We start from the raw sequence: 22,826 nt of genomic DNA, 5'->3' as shown, positions 1-22,826 counted from the left end.
CGAAATTCACCGCTCTCCGGACGAACGTGCCGCTGAGGCACGCCGTCGCATCGTGTTCCATCTCCGAGGCCCCCGCTCGGCACCGGAGCCTCCCGCCCGCTTTTTACCAAAGCGAGGTTGCCGCATCGCAAGCGCTGCCCGCGCAGCGGGCTCGTCGCGCGCGAAGGCGATCAGCAACCCGATGGCGAACATGGTCGGCAGCAGGGCGGACCCTCCGTAGGAGAACAGCGGGAGGGGGACGCCGGCGATCGGCAGCAGGCCGAGCACCGCACCGATGTTGATCACCGCCTGGGCGGTGATCCAGGTGGTCACACCTCCCGCGGCATACCTCACGAAGGGGTCCTCCGTGCGTCCGGCCACGCGGATACCCGCATAGCCTAGAGCCGCGAACAGGGCGAGCACCGACAGCGTCCCCGCCAGGCCCAGTTCCTCACCGGTGACGGCGAAGATGAAGTCCGTATGGGCTTCGGGGAGTTGGCCCCATTTTTCCACACTCGCGCCGAGCCCGGAGCCGAAGAGGCCGCCGGAGGCGAGCGCGTAGATCCCGTGCACGGCCTGCCAGCAGTCGGCGACCCCCGTCTTGGGCTCGGTGGCGCCGATGCAGGCGAGCCGGGCCATCCGGTTGGGGCTGGTCTTGATCAGGAGCACACCGATCAGGGCGGCGACCGACAGCACCCCGGCGAACAGCCGGGTCGGCGCCCCCGCGAGCCACAGCAGCCCGAACAGGATCGCTGTGAGAATGATCGCGGTGCCCATGTCGCCACCCAGCATGATCAGCCCGAGCAGCAGGAAGGCGACCGGGACCAGCGGCACCAGCATGTGCTTCCACTGGGTCAGCAGCTTCCGCTCCTGTTTGCGGGCGATCAGGTCCGCGCCCCACAGCACCAGGGCGAGCTTGCCGAACTCGCTGGGCTGGATCTGGAAGGAGCCGCCGAGGGAGATCCAGTTCTGGTTGCCGTTGACCGCCATCCCTATCCCGGGCACCTGCACCAGGACCATCAGGAAGACGGCGGCGGCGAGGATCGGGTAGGCCAGCGCCCGGTGCAGCTTCACCGGCATACGGGAGGCGGCGAACAGCAGGGCGCCGCCGATCACCGCGGCGAGGAACTGCTTGCGGAAGAAGTACGACCCGGGCAGTGAGAGCTGGAGCGCGGTGATCTGGGAGGCCGAGTAGACCATCACCAGGCCCAGCACGATGATCAGCACACAGCCGCCGACGATCAGGTAGTAGGCCGTCAGCGGCCGGTCCCATGCCTTCCGCGCGCGCGAGTAGAGCCGCTGTACGGGGTTCTCGCGCGGGGGGCGGGAGACGGCGGGGCGGCGGGACGCCCGCTGTACGGGCGGGCGGCCGGTACGGCTACCGGGCATCGGTGCCTCCATCGAACGTCGACCGTCCCACGCGTCCCTCCCAAGATCCGCCCGGCGGGCGGCCGGGGTCAGGCGCCGAGTTCGCGGACCGCCGCCGCGAACGCGTCACCGCGCTGGTTGTAGTTGGTGAACATGTCCATGGAGGCGCAGGCCGGGGCCAGCAGCACCGTGTCGCCGGGCTGAGCCAGCCGCTTCGCTTCCGTCACCGCCTGGAGCATCGCCCCAGTGTCGGTCCGGTCGAGGTCGACCACGGGTACTTCCGGGGCGTGTCGCGCCAGGGCGTCGCGGATCAGGGCCCGGTCCGCGCCGATCAGAACCGCGCCGCGAAGCCGCTTCGCCGACCTGGCGACCAGTTCGTCGAAGGTCGCGCCCTTCGCCAGACCGCCCGCAATCCATACGATCGGTTCATATGCCGCCAACGAGGCTTCGGCGGCATGGGTGTTGGTCGCCTTGGAGTCGTCCACGTACGCGACACCGTCGATGTCGGCCACGTGCGCGATGCGGTGGGCGTCCGGGCGGAAGGCCCGCAGACCGTCCCGTACGGCGGTGGCGGGCACCCCGAAGGCGCGCGCGAGGGCCGCCGCCGCAAGGGCGTTGGCGATGTTGTGCGGGGCCGGCGGATTGACGTCGGAGACCTCGGCGAGCTCCTGCGCGTTCTTCTGCCGGTTCTCCACGAAGGCGCGGTCGACCAGGATGCCGTCCACCACACCGAGTTGGGAGAGGCCGGGCGTGCCCAGGGTGAACCCGACGGCCCGGCAGCCCTCCTCGACGTCGGCCTCGCGCACGAGGTCCTCGGTGGCCCTGTCGGCGACGTTGTAGACGCAGGCGACCTTGTTGCCCTCGTAGATACGGCCCTTGTCGCGTGCGTACGCCTCCATGGAGCCGTGCCAGTCCAGGTGGTCCGGCGCGAGGTTCAGGACCACCGCCGAGTGCGCCCGCAGGGAGGGCGCCCAGTGGAGCTGGTAGCTGGACAGCTCCACGGCGAGGACGTCGTACCGCTCCTCGCCGAGGACCGCGTCCAGAAGGGAGACGCCGATGTTGCCGACGGCGGCCGTGCGCAGGCCCGCGGCCGTCAGGATCGAGGCGAGCATCTGGACGGTCGTGGTCTTGCCGTTGGTGCCGGTCACGGCCAGCCAGGGGGCCGCGTCGGGACCGCGCAGGCGCCAGGCCAGCTCCACGTCGCCCCAGACCGGCACACCCGCCTCGCGGGCTGCCAGGAACAGCGGCTTGTCGGGCTGCCAGCCGGGCGCGGTGACGATCAGCTCGGTGCCCTCCGGCAGGGTGGCCCCGTCGCCCAGGCGCACGGTGATGCCGAGCGCCCGGAGCTCCATGGCCTGCTCACGCGCGCGTGCGTCGTCGCCGTCGTTGACGACCGTGACGACCGCTCCGCGCGCGTGCAGCGCTTTCGCCGCCGGGACGCCGGAGACGCCGAGCCCGGCGACGGTGACGTGCTTGCCCTGGAAGTCGAAGAGCTCCGAGGTGGAGGTCACTTGTCCGCTGCCCATCCCGCGTAGAAGAGGCCCAGTCCGACGATCACACAGATGCCCTGGATGATCCAGAACCGGACCACCACCAGGACCTCGGACCAGCCCTTGAGTTCGAAGTGGTGCTGGAGCGGTGCCATCCGGAAGACGCGCTTGCCGGTGAGCCGGAACGAGCCGACCTGGATGACGACCGACATGGTGATGAGGACGAACAGACCGCCCATGATGGCCACCAGCAGCTCCGTGCGGGAGAGGATGGCCAGACCGGTGAGGACACCGCCGAGCGCGAGCGAACCGGTGTCGCCCATGAAGATCTTGGCCGGCGAGGTGTTCCACCACAGGAAGCCGAGGCAGGCACCCATCAGCGCGGAGGCGACCACGGCGAGGTCCAGCGGGTCGCGCACCTCGTAGCAGGCGCCCGGGTTGGTGAGGGTCTGCGCGTTGGCGCAGGACTCCTGGAACTGCCAGACGCCGATGAAGGTGTAGGCGCCGAAGACGAGGACCGAGGCACCGGTGGCGAGACCGTCCAGACCGTCGGTCAGGTTCACGCCGTTCGACATCGCGAGGATCATGAACAGCGCCCAGACCACGAACAGCACCGGGCCGATCGACCAGCCGAAGTCGGTGATGAACGACAGCTTCGTGGACGCCGGGGTGTTGCCGCGCGCGTCGGAGAACATCAGCGACAGCACGGCGAAGGCGATGCCGACGATCAGCTGACCGGCCATCTTCGCCTTGGCCCGCAGGCCCAGCGAACGCCGCTTGACGATCTTGATGTAGTCGTCGAGGAAGCCGACCAGGCCCATGCCGAACATCAGGCCGAGCACCAGCACGCCCGAGTACGTCGGCGTCTGACCGGTGATCACCTTGGACAGGAAGTACGCGACGATCGTCGCCAGGATGAAGGCGATACCACCCATGGTCGGGGTACCGCGCTTGCTGGCGTGCTCCCGGGGGCCGTCGTCACGGATGTACTGGCCGTAGCCCTTGCGGGCGAGCAGCTTGATCAGCAGCGGGGTGCCGATCAGTGTCAGGAAGAGGCCGATGACACCCGAGAACAGGATCTGCTTCATCATCGGGCATCAACCCCACGCCCGGTACCGGCCTCGACGAGCGCCTGGGCGACGCCCTCCAGCCCCACCGAACGGGACGCCTTCACGAGTACGACGTCCCCCGGGCGCAACTCGCTGCGCAACAGGTCGATCGCCGCCTGTGCGTCGGACACGTGCACCGACTCCTCACCCCACGAACCCTCGTTATATGCGCCCAATTGCAGCCAGGAGGCCTCAATCCCCCCGACGGCGACGAGCTTGCTGACGTTGAGCCGGACGGCCAGCCGTCCGACGGCGTCGTGCTCGGCGAGCGCCTCGTCCCCCAGCTCGGCCATCTTGCCGAGCACCGCCCACGTGCGGCGCCCCTTGCCCATGGCCGCGAGCGCCCTGAGGGCGGCCCGCATGGACTCGGGGTTGGCGTTGTAGGCGTCGTTGACGATGGTCACGCCGTCCGGGCGCTCGGTGACCTCCATGCGCCAGCGGGAGAGGGAGCCCGCCTCCGAGAGCGCGAGGGCGATCTCTTCCGCGGACATGCCCAGCTCATGGGCGACGGCGGCCGCGGCGAGCGCGTTCGACACGTGGTGCTCACCGTACAGGCGCATGGTCACATCGCTTGCACCGGAGGGTGTGTGAAGCCTGAAGGCGGGCTGTCCGCTGTCCGTGAGTCGCACGTTCTCGGCGCGTACGTCCGCTTCGGCCGACTCTCCGAAAAGGACCACCTTCGCCTTGGTACGGGGGGCCATGGCCCGGACCAACGGGTCGTCGGCGTTGAGGATCGCCACGCCGCCGTCCTCGGCCCGGGGCAGCGCCTCGACCAACTCGCCCTTCGCCTCGGCGATCTGCTCACGTCCGCCGAACTCGCCGATGTGGGCGGTGCCGACGTTGAGCACCAGGCCGACACTCGGCGGGGTGAGGCCGGTGAGGTAGCGGATGTGGCCGATGCCGCGGGCGCCCATCTCCAGTACGAGGAACCGCGTCTCCTCCGTGGCGGACAGGGCGGTGAGCGGCAGCCCGATCTCGTTGTTGAGCGAGCCGGGTGTGAACACGGTCGGCGCCTTGCGCCGGAGCACCTGGGCGATGAGGTCCTTGGTGCTCGTCTTGCCGGCCGAGCCGGTCAGGGCGACGAGGGTGGCGCCGAGCCGGCGTACGACGTGCCGGGCGAGGGCGCCGAGGGCCGTCTGGACGTCTTCGACGACGATCGCGGGTACACCGACCGGCCGGGAGGCCAGCACGGCGACCGCGCCGGCCTCGACGACCTGCGCCGCGAAGTCGTGGCCGTCCACGCGCTCGCCGACGAAGGCGGCGAACAGGCTGCCGGGCACCACCTCGCGGGAGTCCCGGACGACCGGTCCCGTGACCTGCACGGACGGATCCGGTATGTCGTGCGTCTGCCCGCCGACGACTGCTGCGATCTCGGCGAGGGAGAGGGCGATCACAAGTTCATCCCTGGGTCTTCTGGATAGCTTCGCGAAGCACCTGGCGGTCGTCGAAGGGACGGACCACGCCGGCGATGTCCTGGCCCTGCTCGTGCCCCTTGCCCGCGACCAGCACGGTGTCGCCGGCCTGGGCGCGGCCCACGGCGGCGGCGATGGCGGCGGCCCGCTCCTCGAAGAGGAGCACCTCACCGCGTTCGTGCGCGGGCACGGAGGCCGCGCCCTGGAGCATGGTCGCGAGGATCGCGAGCGGGTCCTCGGAGCGGGGGTTGTCGGAGGTCAGTACGGCCGTGTCGGAGAGACGGGCCGCGGCGGCGCCCATCGGGGCGCGCTTGGTCCGGTCGCGGTCGCCGCCGCAGCCGAGGACGATGTGCAGCCGGCCCTTGGTGACCTTGCGCAGCGCCTTGAGCACGGACTCGACCGCGTCCGTCTTGTGGGCGTAGTCGACGACCGCGAGGTAGGGCTGCCCGGCGTCGACGCGCTCCAGGCGGCCCGGGACGCCCGGTACGGCGGCGATGCCGTCGGCGGCGGCCTGCGGGTCGAGGCCGGCCACGGCGAGGGCGACGATGGCGGCGAGGGTGTTCGCCACGTTGAAGGGACCGGCGATCGGCGACCTGGCCTGGATCCGCTCGCCGTTCGGGCCGAGCACGGTGAACGTCGAGTCCATGGGGCCGACCTGGACGTCCTGGGCGCGCCAGTCGGCGTCGGGGTGGCCCTCGGCGGAGAAGGTGACGACCGGGACGGTCGCCTCCTCGGCGAGCCGGCGGCCGTACTCGTCGTCGGCGTTGACCACGCCGAGTTTGCTGCGTTCCGGCGTGAAGAGCTGTGCCTTGGCCCGGAAGTAGTCCTCCATGTCGGAGTGGAACTCCATGTGTTCCGGGCTGAGGTTGGTGAAGACGGCGATGTCGAAGACGCAGCCGTCGACCCGGCCGAGGACCAGGGCGTGGCTGGAGACCTCCATGGCGACCGCCTCGACGCCCCGCTCGCGCATGACGGCGAACAGGGCCTGGAGGTCGGTGGCTTCGGGGGTGGTGCGTTCGGACTTGATGCGCTCGTCGCCGATGCGCATCTCGACGGTGCCGATGAGACCGGTGGCGCGGGCGGTTTTCAGGCCGCCTTCCACCAGGTAGGCGGTGGTGGTCTTGCCGGAGGTGCCGGTGATGCCGATCTGGAGCAGATCACGGCCCGGGTGGCCGTAGACGGTGGCCGCCAGTGCGCCCATCCGCGCGCGTGGGTCGTCCACGACCAGGACGGGCAGGCCGGTCGCGGCGGCGCGCTCGGCGCCGCTCGGGTCGGTGAGCACGGCGACCGCGCCGAGGCTCGCGGCCTGGGTGGCGAAGTCGGCGCCGTGCAGCCGGGCGCCCGGCAGGGCGGCGTACAGGTCGCCGGGTCGGACGGCGCGCGAGTCATGGGTGATCCCCGTGACCTCGGCGGAGCCGGCCGGAGCGGCGGCACCCAGCTGATCGGCGAGTTCCGCGAGGGGTGTGGCGGAGACGCGCACCGGTCGCGGCGGTCCCGGATATGTCACGGAAGCGCCCTTCTGGGTGGTTTGGGACTGATCAGCGTGTGGCACGGCGGTGAGCGTACCGGGCGCACCCGCTCCGGAGCGAAGTGAGGGGCTCTCGGCCCCGTGGTTCCCGGCGTCGGGGGTGATCGTTGTCACGAGCTCGTTCCTGGTGTTTCCGTGGTGCTGATCAGGGCTTGTAGTCGACGGGCAGGTTGGCGGGCTTCGCCCCGGTCGGCGGGACCTGGAGGGTCTTCAGGGCGAACTCCATCACCTGCTTGTAGATGGGACCGCAGATCTGGCCGCCGAAGTAGCTGCCCGAGGTGGCGTTCTGGATCGCGCAGTAGACGGTGATCCGCGGGTTGTCGGCGGGGGCGAAGCCGGCGAACGACGAGGTGTAGCCGCGGTAGCGGCCGGTGGCCGGATCCACACGGTTGGCCGTGCCGGTCTTGCCCGCCACCCGGTACCCGGGAATGCGGGCCTTGATGCCGGTGCCCTGCTCGTCGTCGACCACGGACTCCAGCATCTGGGCCAGGCTCTTGGCGGTCTTCTCGCTGACGACCCGTGCCTGCCGGGGTTTCGGCGCCGGGGTGAAGCGGCCGTCGGCGCCCTTGGTGCCGCGCACCAGGGTCGGCTCGACCCGGACGCCGCCGTTGGCGATGGTCGAGTACACGGAGGCGGCCTGCATGGCGTTGATGGAGAAGCCCTGGCCGAAAGGAATCGTGTACTGCTGCGAGGTGGACCACTTCTGCGGCTGCGCGAGGATGCCGGGGGTCTCGCCGGGGAAGCCGAGGCCGGTGTAACCGCCGATGCCGAACTTGCGCAGGTACGAGTAGAGGACCTTGTTGGCCTCGGACTGGCTCCTGCCCAGCTCGCCGGTGGCCAGGATGGTGCCGATGTTGCTGGACTTGGCGAGCACGCCGTTCAGCGTGAGGTACCAGGTGCCGTGGTCGACGTCGTCCTGGAAGAGCCGGTCGCCGCGGTGCAGCCGGTTGGGTACGACGACGTGGGTGAGCGGGGTGGCCGCGTTCCGTTCCAGCACGGCCGCCATCGACATGACCTTCGCGGTGGAACCGGGCTCGTAGGCGTCCTGGAGGGCCGCGTTGCCCATGGCCTCGCCGTCCGCCTTCGACAGGTCGTTCGGGTCGAAGCCGGGCGAGTTGGCCATGGCCAGGATCTGGCCGGTGCGGGTGTCCTGGACGATGACGTAGCCGCGGTCCGCCTTGGACTTCTTCACCTGCTCGCTGATCGCGTTCTGGGCGGCCCACTGGATGTCGCGGTCGATGGTCAGCTCGACGTCGGAGCCGGGCACGGCGGGCGTCTCGGTGGACCCGGCCGTGGGCACCTCGCGCCCGCCGGACTGGGCGTACCGGAGCTTGCCGTCCTTGCCGGACAGCTGCTTGTTCAGCTGCTGCTCGACACCGCCGCCGCCCTGGCCGTCGGCGTTGACCCAGCCCAGTATCCCGGCGGCCAGGTCACGGTTGGGGTACACCCGCTGGCTGCTGGGGTCGGCGAAGACACCGGCCAGCACGTTGACGGTGGTCCGGTCGGTCTCGCCCTTCTTGGTGAGGGCGGTCTTCAGGTCCTTGATCTGCTTCCAGACCTGCGGGGTCTGCCGGGCGGCGAGCCGGGTGTAGCGGGAGTTCCTGTTCTCGGGCCGCAGCTTCCTGACGATCGCGGCCTGGTCCTGGCCGAGGATCGGGGCGAGCAGCGCGGCGGCCCGCTCCGGGCCGTCCTGGATCTTCAGCTGCTTGGCGTCGAACATGGTCGGGTCGGCCGTGATGTCGTACGCGCTCTCGCTGACGGCGAGGGCGACGCCGTCGCGGTCGGTGATCTCGCCGCGCTCGGCGGCCAGGGTGTGCACCACGTACCGATTCTGCTCGGCCCGTGCCGCGTAGGAGCTCGCCTCGACGGCCTGGACCTGGAGCAGCCGTACGACGAAGACGAGCAGCACCAGGGTCAGGGCGAGGCCGACCAGGCGCAGCCGGGGCCGGGGGCTGCCGAGCCGGAGCGGGCGCGGGGGCATGGGCCGGGCTCCGCTCGGGCGGCGGGCCGGCCGGGCACCGGGCCCGGGCTGCCGCCGGACGGTGCCCCGCGGCCGGGGAGGCTTGGCGGGCCCGGGCACACGGCGGCGCGGCGGTTGCCTGTCGGACACTTCCGTCACCTGCCGGGGGTCGGGGTGGCAAGGGGCTGGGGGGTGGCGGGCGGCGCGGGGGCCGCGGGGGCCCCCTGGGGCTGGACCGGCGGGGCGGGGGGCGCCGCCGTGCCGGGAGCGGGGGGCGCCGCCGTGCCGGGAGCGGGGGGCGCCGCCGTGGGGGCCGGGGCGGCGGAGGTGCCCACGGCCGGGATCAGCGCCTCCGGGGCGGCCGGGCCCGAGAGGACGGCGGCTTCGGGGGCGGCGCTGGGGACGCCCTTGACCGTGCCGTCGGGGCCGAGGAAGGCCGGGTCGCCGCCGGGGATCATGCCGAGTTCGCCGGCGCGCCGCTGGAGGGCGTCGGGGGACGAGTAGGCGTCGATGTCCCGCTGGAGGGCCTGTTCCTCGTCGGTGAAGTTCTTCGTCCGCTTCTGCAGGTCGGCGAGTTCGAACGAGCCTTCGCTGAGCGCGGAGTTCAGCACCAGCAGCCCGATGAGGCCGCCGCCGAGGAGCACGACGACGAGGAGGACGAACGGGGTGCGGGCCGCCCGGGCGCGGCCGGCGGGCAAGAGCCGGGCGAGCCGGGCGGCCCTTCCCTTCAGCGCGGGTTTCCTGCTCACTGCTCCCCCGGTGCGTGGGGGATGCCGCTCCCCCGGTGCGCGGGGGGAACCTTCCGACCCGTCTCGCTCACTCGACGTCCTCCCTGATGCGCTCGGCACCCCGCAGTCTGGCCGGTGCGGCCCGGCGGTTCTCGGCGATCTCCTCCTCGGTGGGAAGTTCGGCACCGCGGGTGAGCAGCTTGAGCCGCGGCTGGTAACGCTCGGGCACGACCGGCAGCCCGGGCGGCGCCGTGGAGGCGGCCCCGGCCGCGAACACCTGTTTGACGAGCCGGTCTTCGAGCGAGTGGTACGACAGCACGGCGATCCGGCCGCCGACGTCCAGGCTCTTCACGGCGGCCGGGATCGCCCGCTCCAGCACGGACAGCTCGCCGTTGACCTCGATGCGCAGCGCCTGGAAGGTCCGCTTGGCCGGATTGCCGCCGGTGCGCTTCACGGCCTGCGGCAGGGCGTCACGGATGAGCTCCACCAGCCGGGCGCTGTTGCTGAACGGCTCCTTCTCGCGCTCGCGGACGATCGCGGCGACGATGCGCTTGGCCTGCTTCTCCTCGCCGTAGGCGCGCAGGATGCGCACGAGTTCGCCCGCCGGGTAGGTGTTGAGGACCTCGGCGGCGCTGCTGCCGGTCGTCTGGTCCATGCGCATGTCCAGGGGCGCGTCCTGCGCGTAGGCGAAGCCGCGGTCGGCCTCGTCGAGCTGCATGGAGGAGACCCCGAGGTCGAACAGCACGCCCTGCACGCGGGCGACGCCGAGCCGGCGCAGTACGCCGGGCAGCTCGTCGTACACGGCGTGCACGAGGGTGGCGCGGTCCCCGAACGGCGCGAGCCGCTCGCCGGACAGGCGCAGCGCCTCCTTGTCCCGGTCCAGGCCGATCAGCCGGGCGTCGGGGAACCGGGTCAGCAGCGCCTCGCTGTGCCCGCCGAGGCCGAGGGTGCAGTCGACGACCACCGCTCCCGGGAGCTCCAGGGCGGGCGCCAGCAGATCCAGGCACCGCTGGAGCATCACCGGGACGTGTCGACTCTGGCTCAAGGGGGCCTCTCAGTTCCGGCGGGCCGTACGCACCGTCGGTCCCCCGAGCCGTACGTACGCGCCGCGCGCGCGAGGAGACCGGTCCGGGCACGTGCCGGGGTCTCCGGGGGTTTCACCAGCGGGGAGAGACTCGCCTCCCGCTTTCGCGTCACTTTAGTCCACGCCGTCCCCTGGTCAATCAACCGACCTGCGCGTCGCGGACCACGACACGACGGGAACCACCTTTGGCACCGATCCACCCGTTCAGCTCACCTTTGCCTCCCTGTGGGTTAGCTCACAACAAGCCACGCTGACGTTCTTTGTCCCCTCTCACAGCAGGCCAGACCGGTACGTGACCAGTAACGTCGTCGGTATGACGACTTCCGCAGCACCCACTGGATCCGAAGGCGCCATAACCACTGGCGACACCGTGACCGACCGCCTCGTGGAGGCCAACCGACGGTATGCCGAGGCGTTCACGGACCCCGGCATGGACGCCCGTCCCGTTCTGCACGTCGCCGTGGTCGCGTGCATGGACGCCCGCCTCGACCTGCACAAGGCCCTCGGTCTGCAACTCGGCGACTGTCACACCATCCGCAACGCCGGCGGCGTGGTCACCGACGACGTCATCCGGTCCCTGACGATCAGCCAGCGCAAGCTGGGCACCCGCAGCGTCGTGCTCATCCATCACACCGGCTGCGGCCTGGAGTCCCTCACCGAGGACTTCCGCAACGAGCTGGAGATGGAGGTCGGGCAGCGGCCGTCGTGGGCGGTGGAGTCCTTCCAGGACGCGGACCAGGACGTGCGCCAGTCCATGCAGCGGGTGCGCACCTCACCCTTCCTGACGCACACCGACGACGTCCGCGGGTTCGTCTTCGACGTGCGCACCGGTCTGCTGCGCGAGGTCGACCCGGCCTGACCCGGACGGACCGGCCGGCCGCCCCGGGATATGTCCCGCCGTCCGCGGCGGGACATATCTCGGCGTCCGCGGCGGGAACGCGGTCGGAAATGCCGTGAAGACCGACATCGCGGGGGCAGTTGTCCACAGGCGAGTGACACGAATCGGTAACGGCGGCAAGAATGCGGGTGTGGCGTCACGCGGAACCTTTCCCGCGTGGTGCCCGTGTTTCGGGGTGGGCCGGTTTCGCGTTCAGAGCGTCGGCCCGGAAAGTAACGGGCCGAGGAGGGCCGGGTGTCGACCTATGACGATCCAGCGAGCCATGGGGGTGCCCCCGCCCGAGCGTATTCGAGGGTGGGGGATGATCTGACCGCCACCGTGGAGCGGGTGCGCGGTTCGGTGGAAGGCGTGATCGAGGGCAAGCCCGAGGTCGTGCGACTCGCGCTGACCGTGCTGCTCGCCGAGGGCCACCTGCTGATCGAGGACGTCCCCGGAGTGGGCAAGACGATGCTCGCCAAGGCGCTGGCGCGGTCCATCGACTGCTCGGTGCGGCGCATCCAGTTCACGCCGGACCTGCTGCCCTCGGACATCACGGGCGTGTCGATCTGGGACCAGCAGCGCAGGGACTTCGAATTCAAGCCGGGCGCCATCTTCGCGCAGATCGTGATCGGCGACGAGATCAACCGCGCCTCGCCCAAGACCCAGTCCGCGCTGCTGGAGTCCATGGAGGAGCGGCAGGTCACCATCGACGGGCAGACGTACGAACTGCCCAGCCCCTTCATGGTGGTGGCCACCCAGAACCCGGTCGAGATGGAGGGCACCTACCCGCTGCCCGAGGCACAGCGCGACCGCTTCATGGCCCGCGTCTCCGTCGGCTACCCGAGTGTGGAGGCCGAGTTGCAGATGCTCGACATCCACGGCGGGGTGAGCCCTCTGGAGGACCTCCAGCCGGTGGCGCACGCGCACGAGATCGTGAAGCTGATCGAGGCGGTGCGCGGGGTGCACGTCTCCGAGCCGGTCCGGCGGTACGCGGTCGAACTGGTCGCCGCCACCCGCACCCACCCGGACCTCAGACTCGGCGCCTCCCCGCGGGCGACGCTGCACCTGCTGCGCGCGGCGAAGGCGGCCGCGGCCCTCGCCGGCCGGGAGTACGCGCTGCCGGACGACGTCCAGGCACTCGCCGCCGCCGTCCTCGCCCACCGTCTGCTGCCCACCGCCCAGGCCCAGCTCAACCGCCGTTCGGCCGATCAGGTGGTGCTGGAGATCCTGCAGCGCACCCCGGTGCCCTCGGCGGGCCGGCAGAGCGGCTACGGCGGCCTCGGCCGGAACATCCCGGCCTACCCCCAGCAGCCGCCGCGGAGTCTGTGATGAGCCCCGGGGGGGCCGGGCCGACGGAGGACGACCGCAAGGAGACGGGCGGCGTCCGTACGGCTCTGTCGGGTCTGACCACCCGCGGCCGCTCCTTTCTCGCGGCCGGGATCGCCGCCGCGATCTGCGCGTTCGTCCTGGGCCAGAGCGATCTGCTGCGGGTCGGCCTGCTGCTCGCCGCACTGCCCCTGATCTGCGCGGCCGTGGTGTACCGCACGCGCTACCGGGTGGCCGCGAGCCGCCGTCTCGCCCCCGCGCGCGCCCCGGCCGGCAGCGAGGCCAGGGTCCACCTGCGCATGGACAACGTCTCCCGGCTGCCCACCGGTCTGCTGATGCTCCAGGACCGGGTGCCCTACGTGCTCGGGCCGCGGCCCCGGTTCGTGCTGGACCGGGTGGAGCCGGGGGGCCACCGCGAGGTGTCCTACCGGGTCCGCTCCGACCTGCGCGGCCGGTATCCACTGGGCCCGCTGCAGCTGCGGCTGACGGACCCCTTCGGCATGTGCGAGCTGACCCGCTCCTTCTCGACGTACGACACCCTGACGGTCATCCCGCGCGTGGAGCCGCTGACCCCGGTCCGCTTCGGCGGCGAGGCCCAGGGGTACGGCGACGGACGGCAGCGCTCGCTGGCCCTCGCGGGCGAGGACGACGTGATCCCGCGCGGCTACCGCTACGGCGACGACCTGCGCCGGGTGCACTGGCGGTCCACCGCGCGCTACGGCGAGCTGATGGTGCGCCGCGAGGAGCAGCCCCGGCGCTCCCGGTGCACCGTCCTGCTGGACACGCGGGGCGGCGCCCACGAGGGCGCGGGCCCCGACTCGGCCTTCGAGTGGGCCGTCTCCGGTGCCGCCTCAGTACTGGTGCACATGCTGGAACGCGGCTTCTCGGTGCGGCTGCTGACCGACAGCGGCAGCGCGGTGCCCGGCGAGGGCGGCGACGGCTTCGCGGGCACCGGCCAGGAGACGGCGGACGCGGCCGGGCTGATGATGGACACCCTCGCCGTGATCGACTACTCCGACGGCACCGGGCTGTCCCGGGCCTACGACGTGCTGCGCGGTGGCAACGAGGGGCTGCTGGTGGCCTTCCTGGGCGACCTGGACGAGGAGCAGGCCACGACGGTCGCCAAGATGAGCCGGCGCAGCGGGGGTGCCGTCGCCTTCGTGCTGGACCCGGACACCTGGGTGCGGGAGGCGACCGACGTCGCCCGCCCGGGCCACCAGCACCCGCAGCGGCTGCGCCTGCTGCGCGAGGCGGGCTGGACGGCGCTGAGCGTGCCGCGCGGCGCCTCGCTGGACGAGCTGTGGCGGCAGGCGGACCGGGAACGCTCCGGGCTGGCCTCGCTGAGCGGGGAGGCACTGGGATGAGCGGCCGGGCACGACTGGCGCTGTGCGCGGCGGCGGCCACGCTGATGACCTGCTGCGCGCTGCTGCCGCTGGTCGCGGAGCCGATCTGGCTGTTTCAGCTGGTCCCGCTGCTGGCCGTACAGACCGGGGTGGGCGCGGCGGCCCGCCGGGTGCCGCTGGGCCGGCCGCTGACGGTGGCGGCGCAGGCCCTGGTCACCCTGGTGCTGCTGACCCTGGTGTTCGCCCGGCAGCACGCGATCGCCGGACTGGTCCCCGGTCCGGACACCTTCCGGTACTTCGCCGAACTGCTCCGGCAGGGCACGGACGACGTCAGCCAGTACGCGATACCGGCGCCGGTCACCGACGGCATCAAGCTGATGCTGATCGGCGGCGCGCTGCTGATCGGGCTGCTGGTGGACGTGCTCGCGGTGACCCTGCGCAGCGCGGCCCCGGCCGGACTGCCGCTGCTCGCGCTGTACTCGGTGGCCGCGGGCCTGTCCGACGGCGGCGCCGAGTGGCTGTGGTTCGTGGTGGCGGCGGCCGGCTATCTGATGCTGCTGCTCGCGGAGGGCCGGGAGCGGCTCGCCCAGTGGGGCCGGGTGTTCGGCGGCGTGCCCCGCGCGCCGGGCGCCTTGGAGGCCGGCGCCGTGGCGCCGGTGCGCACCGGGCGCCGGATCGGTGCGGTCGCGCTCGGCGTGGCCCTGGTGGTGCCGCTCGCCCTGCCCGCGATGCACGGCGGCCTGCTGGACGCCGTCGGCACCGGCGTGGGGGCGGGCAACGGCCACGGCACGATCTCGACGGTCAACCCGCTGGTGTCGCTGCGCGACAACCTGAACACGAACGACGACCGCCTGGTGCTGTCCGTGCGCACCAGCACGGACGACATCTCGGACCTGTATCTGCGGATCGTCTCCCTGGACGACTTCGACGGCACGACCTGGACGCCGGCCCAGCGGCATGTCGTCGGTGTCCCGGACAAGCTGCCCACGCCCATGGGCCTGGGGGCGGACATCAGGCGCGGCAAGGTGAGGACGACCGTCACGGCGGCGGACACGTACGCCCAGAACTGGCTGCCGATGCCCTACCCGCCGAGCGACGTGAAGGTCAGCGGCCGGTGGCGGTACGAGCCCGTCGGCATGACCCTCCTCGGCGACCACGGCCAGACCACGCGCGGGGAGACCTACCAGGTGACCAGCCTGGACGTGCAGCCGACGGCGGAGCAGCTGGCGTCCGCGCCGCAGCCGCCGGCCGCCCTGCGCGGCGAGTACACCAAGGTGCCCTCCTCGCTGCCGAAGGTGGTGGCCCGCACGGCCAGGGAGATCACCGCGGGCGCGAACAGCCACTATGAGGAAGCCGTCAAGCTCCAGGACTACTTCGCCGTCACCGGGGGCTTCCAGTACGACACCTCGGTGAAGGTGGGCCGTGGTCCCGAGGCCATCGCCAACTTCCTGAAGCGGAAAGAGGGTTTCTGCGTCCACTTCTCCTTCGCGATGGCGGCGATGGCCCGCACGCTCGGCATCCCGGCCCGGGTCGCGGTGGGCTTCGCGCCCGGCACCCCGCAGGCCGACGGCACGATCGCGGTGAACCAGAAGGACGCGCACGCCTGGCCCGAGCTGTACTTCGAGGGCGTGGGCTGGACCCGTTTCGAGCCGACCCCCACCCGTGGCACCACCCCGTCGTACACCCAGTCGGACACGCCCGGCACCTCGCTGCCGGACGAGGCGCTGCCGTCCAAGGGCGCGTCCTCGGCTCCCTCGGCCGCGGCCTCGCCGAGCGAGAGTTGCGCGGGCGAGCTGCGCCGGCTTCAGGGCTGCGGCAGCCCGTCCGCGGCGGCGGCCCCGCACCACGACCACGACGGTACGGACGGCTGGTGGTGGCTGCTGGTCGTGCCGGGCGCGCTGCTGGTCCTGGCGGTTCCGCTGTCGCCGCTGCTGTGGCGGAGGCGGGTGCGCGCGCTGCGGCTGGGCGGGCACGCCCGGACCGCGCAGGGGGCGGCGGCTCACTCGCTGGCCGCCTGGCAGGAGCTGACGGACAGCGCCTGGGACCACGGCATTCCGCTGGACGAGTCGCTGACCCCGCGCAAGGCCGCCGCCCGCATCGTCCGGCTCGGGCAGCTGGATCCGGCGGCCGGGGCCGCCGTGCACCGGGTGGCGGACGGGGTGGAGCAGGTGCTGTACGCGCCCCGGCCGCGCCCGGCGGCGGGAGCGGCGGAGGACGTGCACCGGGTGATCGGGGCACTGCGGGCCACGGTGAGCGCCCGGACGCGGCTGCGGGCGCTGCTGCTGCCCCGCTCCTCGGTCCGGGTGCTGTGGGCGGTGTCGGCCCGCTGGTCGGCGCTGCGGGCCCGGGCCGCGGCGGCCCGTCCGACGCTGCGCCGGCCCTCCCGGCAGCAGGGCTGAGCGCACACCGGCAGCGGCCTGAGGCCACACGGGCAGCGGGCTGAGCGCATACGTGAGGGGCGGCCACCGCGTGGTGGCCGCCCCTCACGTATGTCTGCCGCCGTCGGCATCCGTCTGCCGTGGCCGGCGTGTGTCCGTGGCCGCGTACGTCCGTGGCCGGCGCCGGAGCGCGGAGCGGTCAGTGGCCCTGTTCGTCCCGGCGGCGCTGCCAGCGCTGCTCGATCCGGTCCATCACGGAGCGCTTCGGCCGTACCTGCCGGCGAGCCGCCCCCTGGGGCTGCTCGCCGGGTTTCGGGGCCTTGCGCCAGCCGGTGACGGCGAGCACGGCACAGCCCAGCATGACGAGGAAACCCACCACACTGACCCAGATCTGCTGCATGACCATTCCGGTCATGAGGAGCGCGATACCGATGAGGAAGCCCGCGACCGCCTGGTAGACCCGCCGCCGGGTGTACGTCCGCAGCCCGTTTCCCTCAAGCGCCGACGCGAACTTGGGATCTTCGGCGTACAGCGCTCGCTCCATCTGCTCGAGCATGCGCTGCTCGTGCTCCGAGAGCGGCACGGAGTCCTCCTCATCGTGCAGTCGCCGGGGCGACCCGGGGGGTCCCTTCAGGATAGGCAGGGAATCGCCCCCGTGAAACCCGCCCCTCTACGCCAATTGGCCAGCCGAACTCCGCCATGACCGTCCGGCTCGCTGAGGCTTCCATTCCCCGGCGGCCGACCCGTCATGCCGGAAGCCGCACCTCGATCATACGGCGCAAACCCCTCGATCGGGCGGCTTGTGGCGTACTCCATGTGCGGTCGAGACCCTGATCAGCGACTTGTCACGGCCGCCCGCTCAGCCCTCTGCGGCCGCCGCCGTCTCACCGAGCACGTGCAGCTGGGTGGCGACCGAGTGGAACGCGGGCAACTCGGCCGCCGCGGCCTCCAGCTTCAGCAGCGCGTCCGCGGCACCGGGCTCGGTGTCCACCAGGACGCCGGGTACGAGGTCGGCGAAGACGCGCACCCCGTGCACCGCGCCGACCCGCAGGCCGGCGTTCTCGACCAGTGCGGTGAGCTGCTCGGCGGTGAACCGGCGGGGCACCGGGTCGCCGGTGCCCCAGCGGCCGTCGGGGTCCTGGAGCGCCTGCCGGGCCTCGCTGAAGTGTCCGGCGAGGGCGCGGGCGAGCACGGCGCCGCCGAGTCCGGCGGCGAGCAGGCTGAGGACACCCTCCGGGCGCAGCGCCGCCACCACGTTGCGGACGCCCTCGGCCGGGTCGTCCACGTACTCCAGGACGCCGTGGCACAGGACGACGTCGTAGCCGCCGCGCTCGACCACGTCGAACAGGCCGTGCGCGTCGCCCTGGACGCCCGTGACCCGGTCCGCGACGCCGGCCTCGGCGACGCGGCGCTCCAGCGCGAACAGGGCGTTGGGGCTGGGGTCGACCACGGTGACGCGGTGGCCCAGGCGGGCGACCGGCACGGCGAAGTTGCCGCTGCCGCCCCCGGTGTCGAGGACGTCCAGCGAGGTCCGGCCCGTGGCCTTGGCCCGGTGGTCGAGGGCGTCCTGCAGGACCTCCCAGACCACGGCGGTACGGAGGGAAGCGCGAGGGCGCGACGGGTCCGACACGGCAGTTGACTCCTCGGCAGGGCTTGAGGGTTTCAGGCGCCTCCACCCTATTGCCTCCCGTGCCGTACCAGGTCATCGCGCCGCGGCGCGACCGGTGCGTCTCCCGCCGGACGTGGCGGGGGGGTGATGCCGGTGCCGTCACAGCGGACCGGGCCGGGTGCGGCCGGTGCGTCTCCCGCCGGACGCGGCGGGGGTCAGCCCGTGTCCGGGAGATCGCCGTGCGTTCCCGGGGCCCGTGGCGCCGGGCCGTCCGGTTCGTCGGTGTCCTGGCGGGGCTGGGGCAGGACCGGCTGGAGGACCAGCATGCGCTCGACGATGCGGAGGAACATCACCACGTCGCGTATCAGGTCGTCGGCGTCCCGCGAGCCCGCCGCGCCCTGGATGCCCGCCTCGGCGCGGGCGCGGCGGGCGGCGCCGGAGGCGAACAGCGCGCTCCACTCGGTCAGCTCGGGGGCGATCTCGGGCAGCACCTCCCAGGCGCTGCGGATCCGGGCCCGGCGGCGCGGTGAGGTCTCGGGGCGGCCCCGGGCGGCGAGCACGGCGGCGGCGGTGCGCAGGGCGGCGAGGTGGGCCGTCGCGTACCGCTCGTTCGGCGTTTCCAGGACGGCGGCCTCCTCCAGCCCGGCGCGGGCCTGGGCGAGCAGGTCGAGGGCGGCGGGCGGGGCCGTGGCCCGGCGGAGCACGGGGTGCACGTCGCTCGCCGGGCCGTTCAGTGAGGGGGCAGGGCCGGTGGCGCGGCGCCGACGGGCGGCGGCTGCGGACGAGTGGGCCATGACGAACCTCCTGTCGTCTGGGTGACGGCACGAATGCCGTATGTGCCCATCGTGAGGTATGCCACTGACAATCCGTTCTGACCTGGGGCTTTGCCTCGAGCACAGGTTCGGGCGTATTTTTGTACTGACCAGTCAGTTCAAATAGTCACAGGGGGGCTCGTGGACGGCACGGACGACACCGGCGACACGGCCGGCGCGAGCGTCAGCACCGACGGCCTCGGACTCAAGGGCCCACGGGGGTGGGCCTTCCGTGGCATCACCCTCGACGCGGAGCCGGGCTCGCTGATCGCGATCGAGGGACCGTCCGGCTCGGGCCGCACCTGTCTGCTGCTCGCGCTCACGGGGCGGATGAAACCCAATGAAGGGGTGGCCGCCGTAGGCGAGTTCAAACTTCCCCGGCACATGGCGGCGCTGCGCCGGATCAGCGCGGTGGCCAACGTGGCCGGCGTGACCGACCTGGAGCCGGCCCTGACCGTCGGGGAACACCTGCGCGAACGGGCCCTGTTGCAGAGCCGCTTCGGCGACTCCCTGCGTGAGCTGCTGCACCCCCGGACCCGGCGCGTCCACGAGGCCCGGCTGCGCGTTGACGCGGCGCTGGCCGCCGCCGGACTGGACCTGGAGACGCTCCCGAAGGGCTCCCGGACAGCCGTGCGTGACCTGGAACGGCCGCAGGAGGTACGGCTGTCCCTCGCGCTGGCCCTGCTCGGCCGGCCCCGGCTGCTCGGCGTCGACGACGTCGACATGAAGCTCTCGGAGGCCGAGCGCGCCGACGTCTGGGGCGTGCTGCGGGCCCTCACGCAGGCGGGGACGACGGTCGTGGCCGTGTGCCGCACCGCGCCCGAGGGCTGCGTGTCGGTGTCCACGGTGCCGGGCGACGACAAGGCCCGCGAGGGCGCCGACGACAGCGACGACGACAGCGACCCGAAGGAGGAGGCCGATGCGCTCGCCGAGGCTGGCCGCGCTTGAGCTGAGGCGCTTCGGGCGGGGCAGGCTGCCGCGCGCGGCCCTGGTCGCGCTGCTCGTGCTGCCCCTGCTGTACGGCGCCCTGTACCTGTGGTCCTTCTGGGACCCGTACGGCCGTCTGGACCGCATCCCGGTGGCCCTGGTGAACGACGACAAGGGCGCCACGGCGGGCGGAAAGAAGATCACCGCCGGTGACGACATCGTCGACGGGCTGCGCGACAGCCGGACCTTCGAGTGGCACGAGGTGAGCGACGCGGAGGCCCGCGCGGGCGTCGAGGACGGCACCTACTACCTGTCGCTGACCATGCCCGCCGACTTCAGCGACCGGATCGCGTCCAGTTCGGGCGACTCCCCCGAGACCGGCGCCCTCCGGGTGCGCACCAACGACGCGAACAACTACATCGTCGGCCAGATCTCCCGCACCGTCTTCAACGAGGTGCGCTCGGCCGCGTCCACGAAGGCTTCCCGGACCTTCCTGGACAAGATCTTCGTGTCCTTCTCCGACATCCACGACAAGACCGTCACGGCGGCCGAGGGCGCCGACAAGCTGAACAGCGGCATCGGAAAGGCGGAGAAGGGCTCCAAGGACCTCGCCGACGGGCTGAAGGACGCCAAGAGCGGCAGCGGCAAGCTGGCCAAGGGCCTGAAGAAGCTCGACACCGGCGCCGGCGACCTGCAGAAGGGTTCGCGGCAGGTCGCCGACGGCACCCAGGCCCTCGCCGACAAGGTCAACGGTGTCTACGCCGACGCGGGCCCGTTCATCAAGGGCAACGAGAAGACCATCGGGGACACCGCCAGGCTGGTCTCCGACTCGGCCAAGGCGGTCAAGGACAACCTCGACGTGCTGGTGAAGCACGCGCCGGGCGCCGCGAAGGCCGCCCACGCGTCCTCCGCCCTCCTGGACGAGGTGTACAAGAAGCGCTGCGAGCCCGCGACCCTGCCCGACCCCGCCTGCCCGGAGCTGAAGCGGGCCAAGACCGCCGCCGCCGACGTGGCCGTCGTCGCCGACGACCTCAACACACTGATCGCGGACCAGGACGGCGATCTGAAGACGATGCGGGACAACCTGGGCGCGCTCCGGAAGCAGGCCGACGCCCTCGCCGAGCGTTCACCTCATCTCTCCGAGGACGTCGAGGACGCCGTCAAGAAGGTCAACAAGCTGAACGCCGGCGCGCAGAAGGTCGCCGCCGGCGCCGAGAAGCTGCACACCGGACTCGGCACCGCCCACACCGGCGCGGACACGCTGGACAAGGGCATCGGCACCGCCAAGTCGGGCGCCGAGACCCTGAACGGCGGCCTGTACAAGCTGTCCGACGGCTCCGGGAAGCTGGCCGGCGGGCTGCACTCCGGCGCCGAGAAGATCCCGGACTACGACAAGCGGGACCGCGACCGGCGCACCGACGTGATGGCCGACCCCGTGCAGCTGGCCTCCCACGACCTGCACAAGGCGCCCAACTACGGCACCGGCTTCGCCCCCTACTTCATCCCGCTGTCCCTGTGGGTCGGCGCGATGGTGGCCTACATGCTGATCCCGCCGCTCAACCGGCGCGCGCTGGCGGCCGGCTCGTCGGCCTGGCGGATCGCGCTCGCGGGCTGGCTGCCGGTGGTCGCCGTGGGCGTGCTCCAGGTGGGGGCCCTGATGGCCGTGCTGCACTGGGCGATCGGGCTGCAGATGCTGCGGGCGGCCGGCACGATCGGTTTCCTGTGCCTGGTGACGGCCTGTTTCGCGGCGATCGTGCAATGGCTGAACGCCCGCTTCGGGGCGGCCGGCCGGATCCTCGTCCTCGCGCTGCTGATGCTCCAGCTGACCTCGGCGGGCGGCACCTATCCCGTGCAGACCAGCCCGCGCTTCTTCTCCGCGATCCACCCGTTCCTGCCGATGAGCTACATCGTGGAGGCGCTGCGCCGGCTGATCACGGGCGGCGGGCTCGGCCCGGTGTGGCAGGCGTGCGCTGTCCTCTCCGCGTTCACCGCCGGCGCCCTCGCGCTGACCGCTCTCGCGGCCCGCCGCCGCCAGGTGTGGACGCTGGACCGGCTGCACCCGGAGCTGAGCCTGTGATCCCCGGGAAGCTCCCGCACGCGCGCGTACCTGTGAGAATCGGGGCCATGGAAAGCAGCAGCGCCAGGTCCGGCGGCAGCACGCGCCGCGAGGCCACCCGGCAGAAGCTCTACGAGGCGGCCGTCACTCTCATCGCCGAGCAGGGCTTCTCCGCGACCACGGTGGACGAGATCGCCGAGCGGGCCGGGGTCGCGAAGGGCACGGTCTACTACAACTTCGCGAGCAAGTCCGTTCTGTTCGAGGAGTTGCTGAGGCACGGCGTCGGCCTGCTCACCGCCTCCCTGAAGGAGGCGGCCGAGAGCACGGCAGGCGAGGGCGGCAGCAAGGTGGACGCGCTGGACGCGATGGTCCGCGCGGGCCTGGTCTTCATCGACCGCTATCCGGCCTTCACCCAGCTGTACGTCGCCGAGCTGTGGCGCACCAACCGGGCCTGGCAGTCCACGCTGATGGTGGTGCGGCAGGAGGCGGTCGCGGTGGTGGAGGGGGTACTGCGCGAGGGGGTGGCGGCCGGCGAGTTCAGCGACGAGATCGACGTCCAGCTGACGGCGGCGGCGCTGGTCGGCATGGTCCTGGTGGCCGCGCTGGACTGGAAGTCCTTCCAGCCGGAGCGTTCCCTGGACGACGTCCACGCGGCCCTGTCCCGGCTGCTCCAGGGTCGGGTCAGCGGCCGGGTCTGAGCGCGCCCCGGGCACACCCCGCATCTCCCGGGCACACGGGGAAGGCGCCGGTCCGTCCCCGGACCGGCGCCTTCCCCTTCCCCCGTGCTCCCCCGTGATCTCCCCGCGATTCCCCCTGTTTCCCCCGTACTTCCGCCCCGCA

18 protein-coding genes are annotated in these 22,826 nt (G+C 72.2%); 7 read left to right on the top strand and 11 right to left on the bottom strand.

Annotated elements, in window-relative coordinates; all coding sequences use genetic code 11:
- Positions 1-6: 6 nt before the first annotated feature.
- From ftsW to rsmH, 8 genes are all read right to left on the bottom strand, one after another.
- On the bottom strand, positions 7-1,368 hold the full coding sequence (ftsW, locus tag ACIGYR_RS12030; protein WP_399595467.1) for a putative lipid II flippase FtsW: 1,362 nt from the start codon (positions 1,366-1,368) through the stop codon (positions 7-9).
- 68 nt (positions 1,369-1,436) lie between these two features.
- Positions 1,437-2,873 (bottom strand): UDP-N-acetylmuramoyl-L-alanine--D-glutamate ligase, encoded by a 1,437-nt coding sequence (gene murD / locus ACIGYR_RS12025; protein WP_399595469.1) that lies wholly within the window; start codon positions 2,871-2,873, stop codon positions 1,437-1,439.
- A complete protein-coding gene (gene mraY / locus ACIGYR_RS12020; protein ID WP_391839170.1) occupies positions 2,855-3,928 on the bottom strand; it encodes a phospho-N-acetylmuramoyl-pentapeptide-transferase in 1,074 nt (357 codons plus the stop codon). The genes murD and mraY overlap by 19 nt, the downstream gene beginning before the upstream one ends.
- Positions 3,925-5,340, bottom strand: coding sequence for a UDP-N-acetylmuramoyl-tripeptide--D-alanyl-D-alanine ligase (murF, locus tag ACIGYR_RS12015; protein WP_399595470.1), 1,416 nt, complete (start codon positions 5,338-5,340; stop codon positions 3,925-3,927). Before murF ends, mraY begins: the two co-directional genes overlap by 4 nt.
- Before the next feature lie 4 nt (positions 5,341-5,344).
- Positions 5,345-6,865, bottom strand: coding sequence for a UDP-N-acetylmuramoyl-L-alanyl-D-glutamate--2,6-diaminopimelate ligase (locus ACIGYR_RS12010; protein WP_391839166.1), 1,521 nt, complete (start codon positions 6,863-6,865; stop codon positions 5,345-5,347).
- A gap of 166 nt (positions 6,866-7,031) precedes the next feature.
- Positions 7,032-8,996 (bottom strand): peptidoglycan D,D-transpeptidase FtsI family protein, encoded by a 1,965-nt coding sequence (locus ACIGYR_RS12005; protein WP_399595472.1) that lies wholly within the window; start codon positions 8,994-8,996, stop codon positions 7,032-7,034.
- Between the two features lie 5 nt (positions 8,997-9,001).
- Positions 9,002-9,595: a septum formation initiator family protein gene (locus tag ACIGYR_RS12000; RefSeq protein ID WP_399595474.1), complete on the bottom strand. Its 594-nt coding sequence runs from the start codon at positions 9,593-9,595 to the stop codon at positions 9,002-9,004.
- A 67-nt stretch (positions 9,596-9,662) separates the two neighbouring features.
- Positions 9,663-10,619 carry a 16S rRNA (cytosine(1402)-N(4))-methyltransferase RsmH gene (gene rsmH / locus ACIGYR_RS11995; RefSeq protein WP_391839162.1) on the bottom strand — a complete coding sequence of 319 codons (957 nt, stop codon included), beginning with the start codon at positions 10,617-10,619 and terminating at the stop codon, positions 9,663-9,665.
- Between the two features lie 352 nt (positions 10,620-10,971).
- Here rsmH and ACIGYR_RS11990 point away from each other — a divergent pair, with 352 nt between their 5' ends.
- The 4 genes from ACIGYR_RS11990 (at position 10,972) to ACIGYR_RS11975 (ending at position 16,603) form a co-directional block, all read left to right on the top strand.
- Entirely contained in the window at positions 10,972-11,517 is a 546-nt protein-coding gene (locus ACIGYR_RS11990) for a beta-class carbonic anhydrase (RefSeq protein ID WP_391839160.1), read from the top strand.
- 273 nt (positions 11,518-11,790) lie between these two features.
- Positions 11,791-12,864, top strand: coding sequence for an AAA family ATPase (locus ACIGYR_RS11985; RefSeq protein ID WP_399595476.1), 1,074 nt, complete (start codon positions 11,791-11,793; stop codon positions 12,862-12,864).
- Entirely contained in the window at positions 12,864-14,225 is a 1,362-nt protein-coding gene (locus ACIGYR_RS11980; protein ID WP_399595477.1) for a DUF58 domain-containing protein, read from the top strand. Before ACIGYR_RS11985 ends, ACIGYR_RS11980 begins: the two co-directional genes overlap by 1 nt.
- Complete coding sequence (locus tag ACIGYR_RS11975; protein ID WP_399595479.1) at positions 14,222-16,603, top strand: DUF3488 and DUF4129 domain-containing transglutaminase family protein; 2,382 nt, start codon at positions 14,222-14,224, stop codon at positions 16,601-16,603. The genes ACIGYR_RS11980 and ACIGYR_RS11975 overlap by 4 nt, the downstream gene beginning before the upstream one ends.
- Positions 16,604-16,781: 178 nt before the next feature.
- Here the strand turns inward: ACIGYR_RS11975 and ACIGYR_RS11970 are convergent, their stop codons facing one another.
- From ACIGYR_RS11970 to ACIGYR_RS11960, 3 genes are all read right to left on the bottom strand, one after another.
- The gene (locus tag ACIGYR_RS11970) at positions 16,782-17,165 is read right to left on the bottom strand and encodes a DUF3040 domain-containing protein (RefSeq protein WP_391839153.1); all 384 of its coding nucleotides are present in this window, start codon (positions 17,163-17,165) and stop codon (positions 16,782-16,784) included.
- A 276-nt stretch (positions 17,166-17,441) separates the two neighbouring features.
- Complete coding sequence (locus ACIGYR_RS11965) at positions 17,442-18,212, bottom strand: methyltransferase (RefSeq protein WP_391839151.1); 771 nt, start codon at positions 18,210-18,212, stop codon at positions 17,442-17,444.
- A gap of 194 nt (positions 18,213-18,406) precedes the next feature.
- A complete protein-coding gene (locus ACIGYR_RS11960) occupies positions 18,407-18,985 on the bottom strand; it encodes an SAV_6107 family HEPN domain-containing protein (protein WP_399595480.1) in 579 nt (192 codons plus the stop codon).
- Between the two features lie 159 nt (positions 18,986-19,144).
- Here ACIGYR_RS11960 and ACIGYR_RS11955 point away from each other — a divergent pair, with 159 nt between their 5' ends.
- From ACIGYR_RS11955 to ACIGYR_RS11945, 3 genes are read left to right on the top strand one after another with little or no spacing between them, the layout of a single operon-like run.
- A complete protein-coding gene (locus ACIGYR_RS11955; protein ID WP_399595481.1) occupies positions 19,145-19,951 on the top strand; it encodes an ATP-binding cassette domain-containing protein in 807 nt (268 codons plus the stop codon).
- Entirely contained in the window at positions 19,923-22,007 is a 2,085-nt protein-coding gene (locus ACIGYR_RS11950) for a YhgE/Pip family protein (protein WP_399595482.1), read from the top strand. Before ACIGYR_RS11955 ends, ACIGYR_RS11950 begins: the two co-directional genes overlap by 29 nt.
- Positions 22,008-22,054: 47 nt before the next feature.
- Positions 22,055-22,684 carry a TetR/AcrR family transcriptional regulator gene (locus tag ACIGYR_RS11945; protein ID WP_399595484.1) on the top strand — a complete coding sequence of 210 codons (630 nt, stop codon included), beginning with the start codon at positions 22,055-22,057 and terminating at the stop codon, positions 22,682-22,684.
- The last annotated feature ends 142 nt before the right edge of the window (positions 22,685-22,826 follow it).

It is taken from the genome of Streptomyces sp. NPDC053076 (genome assembly GCF_044546845.1).
Taxonomy (GTDB): Bacteria; Actinomycetota; Actinomycetes; order Streptomycetales; family Streptomycetaceae; genus Streptomyces.
This window is presented reverse-complemented; position numbering and strand designations above follow the sequence as displayed.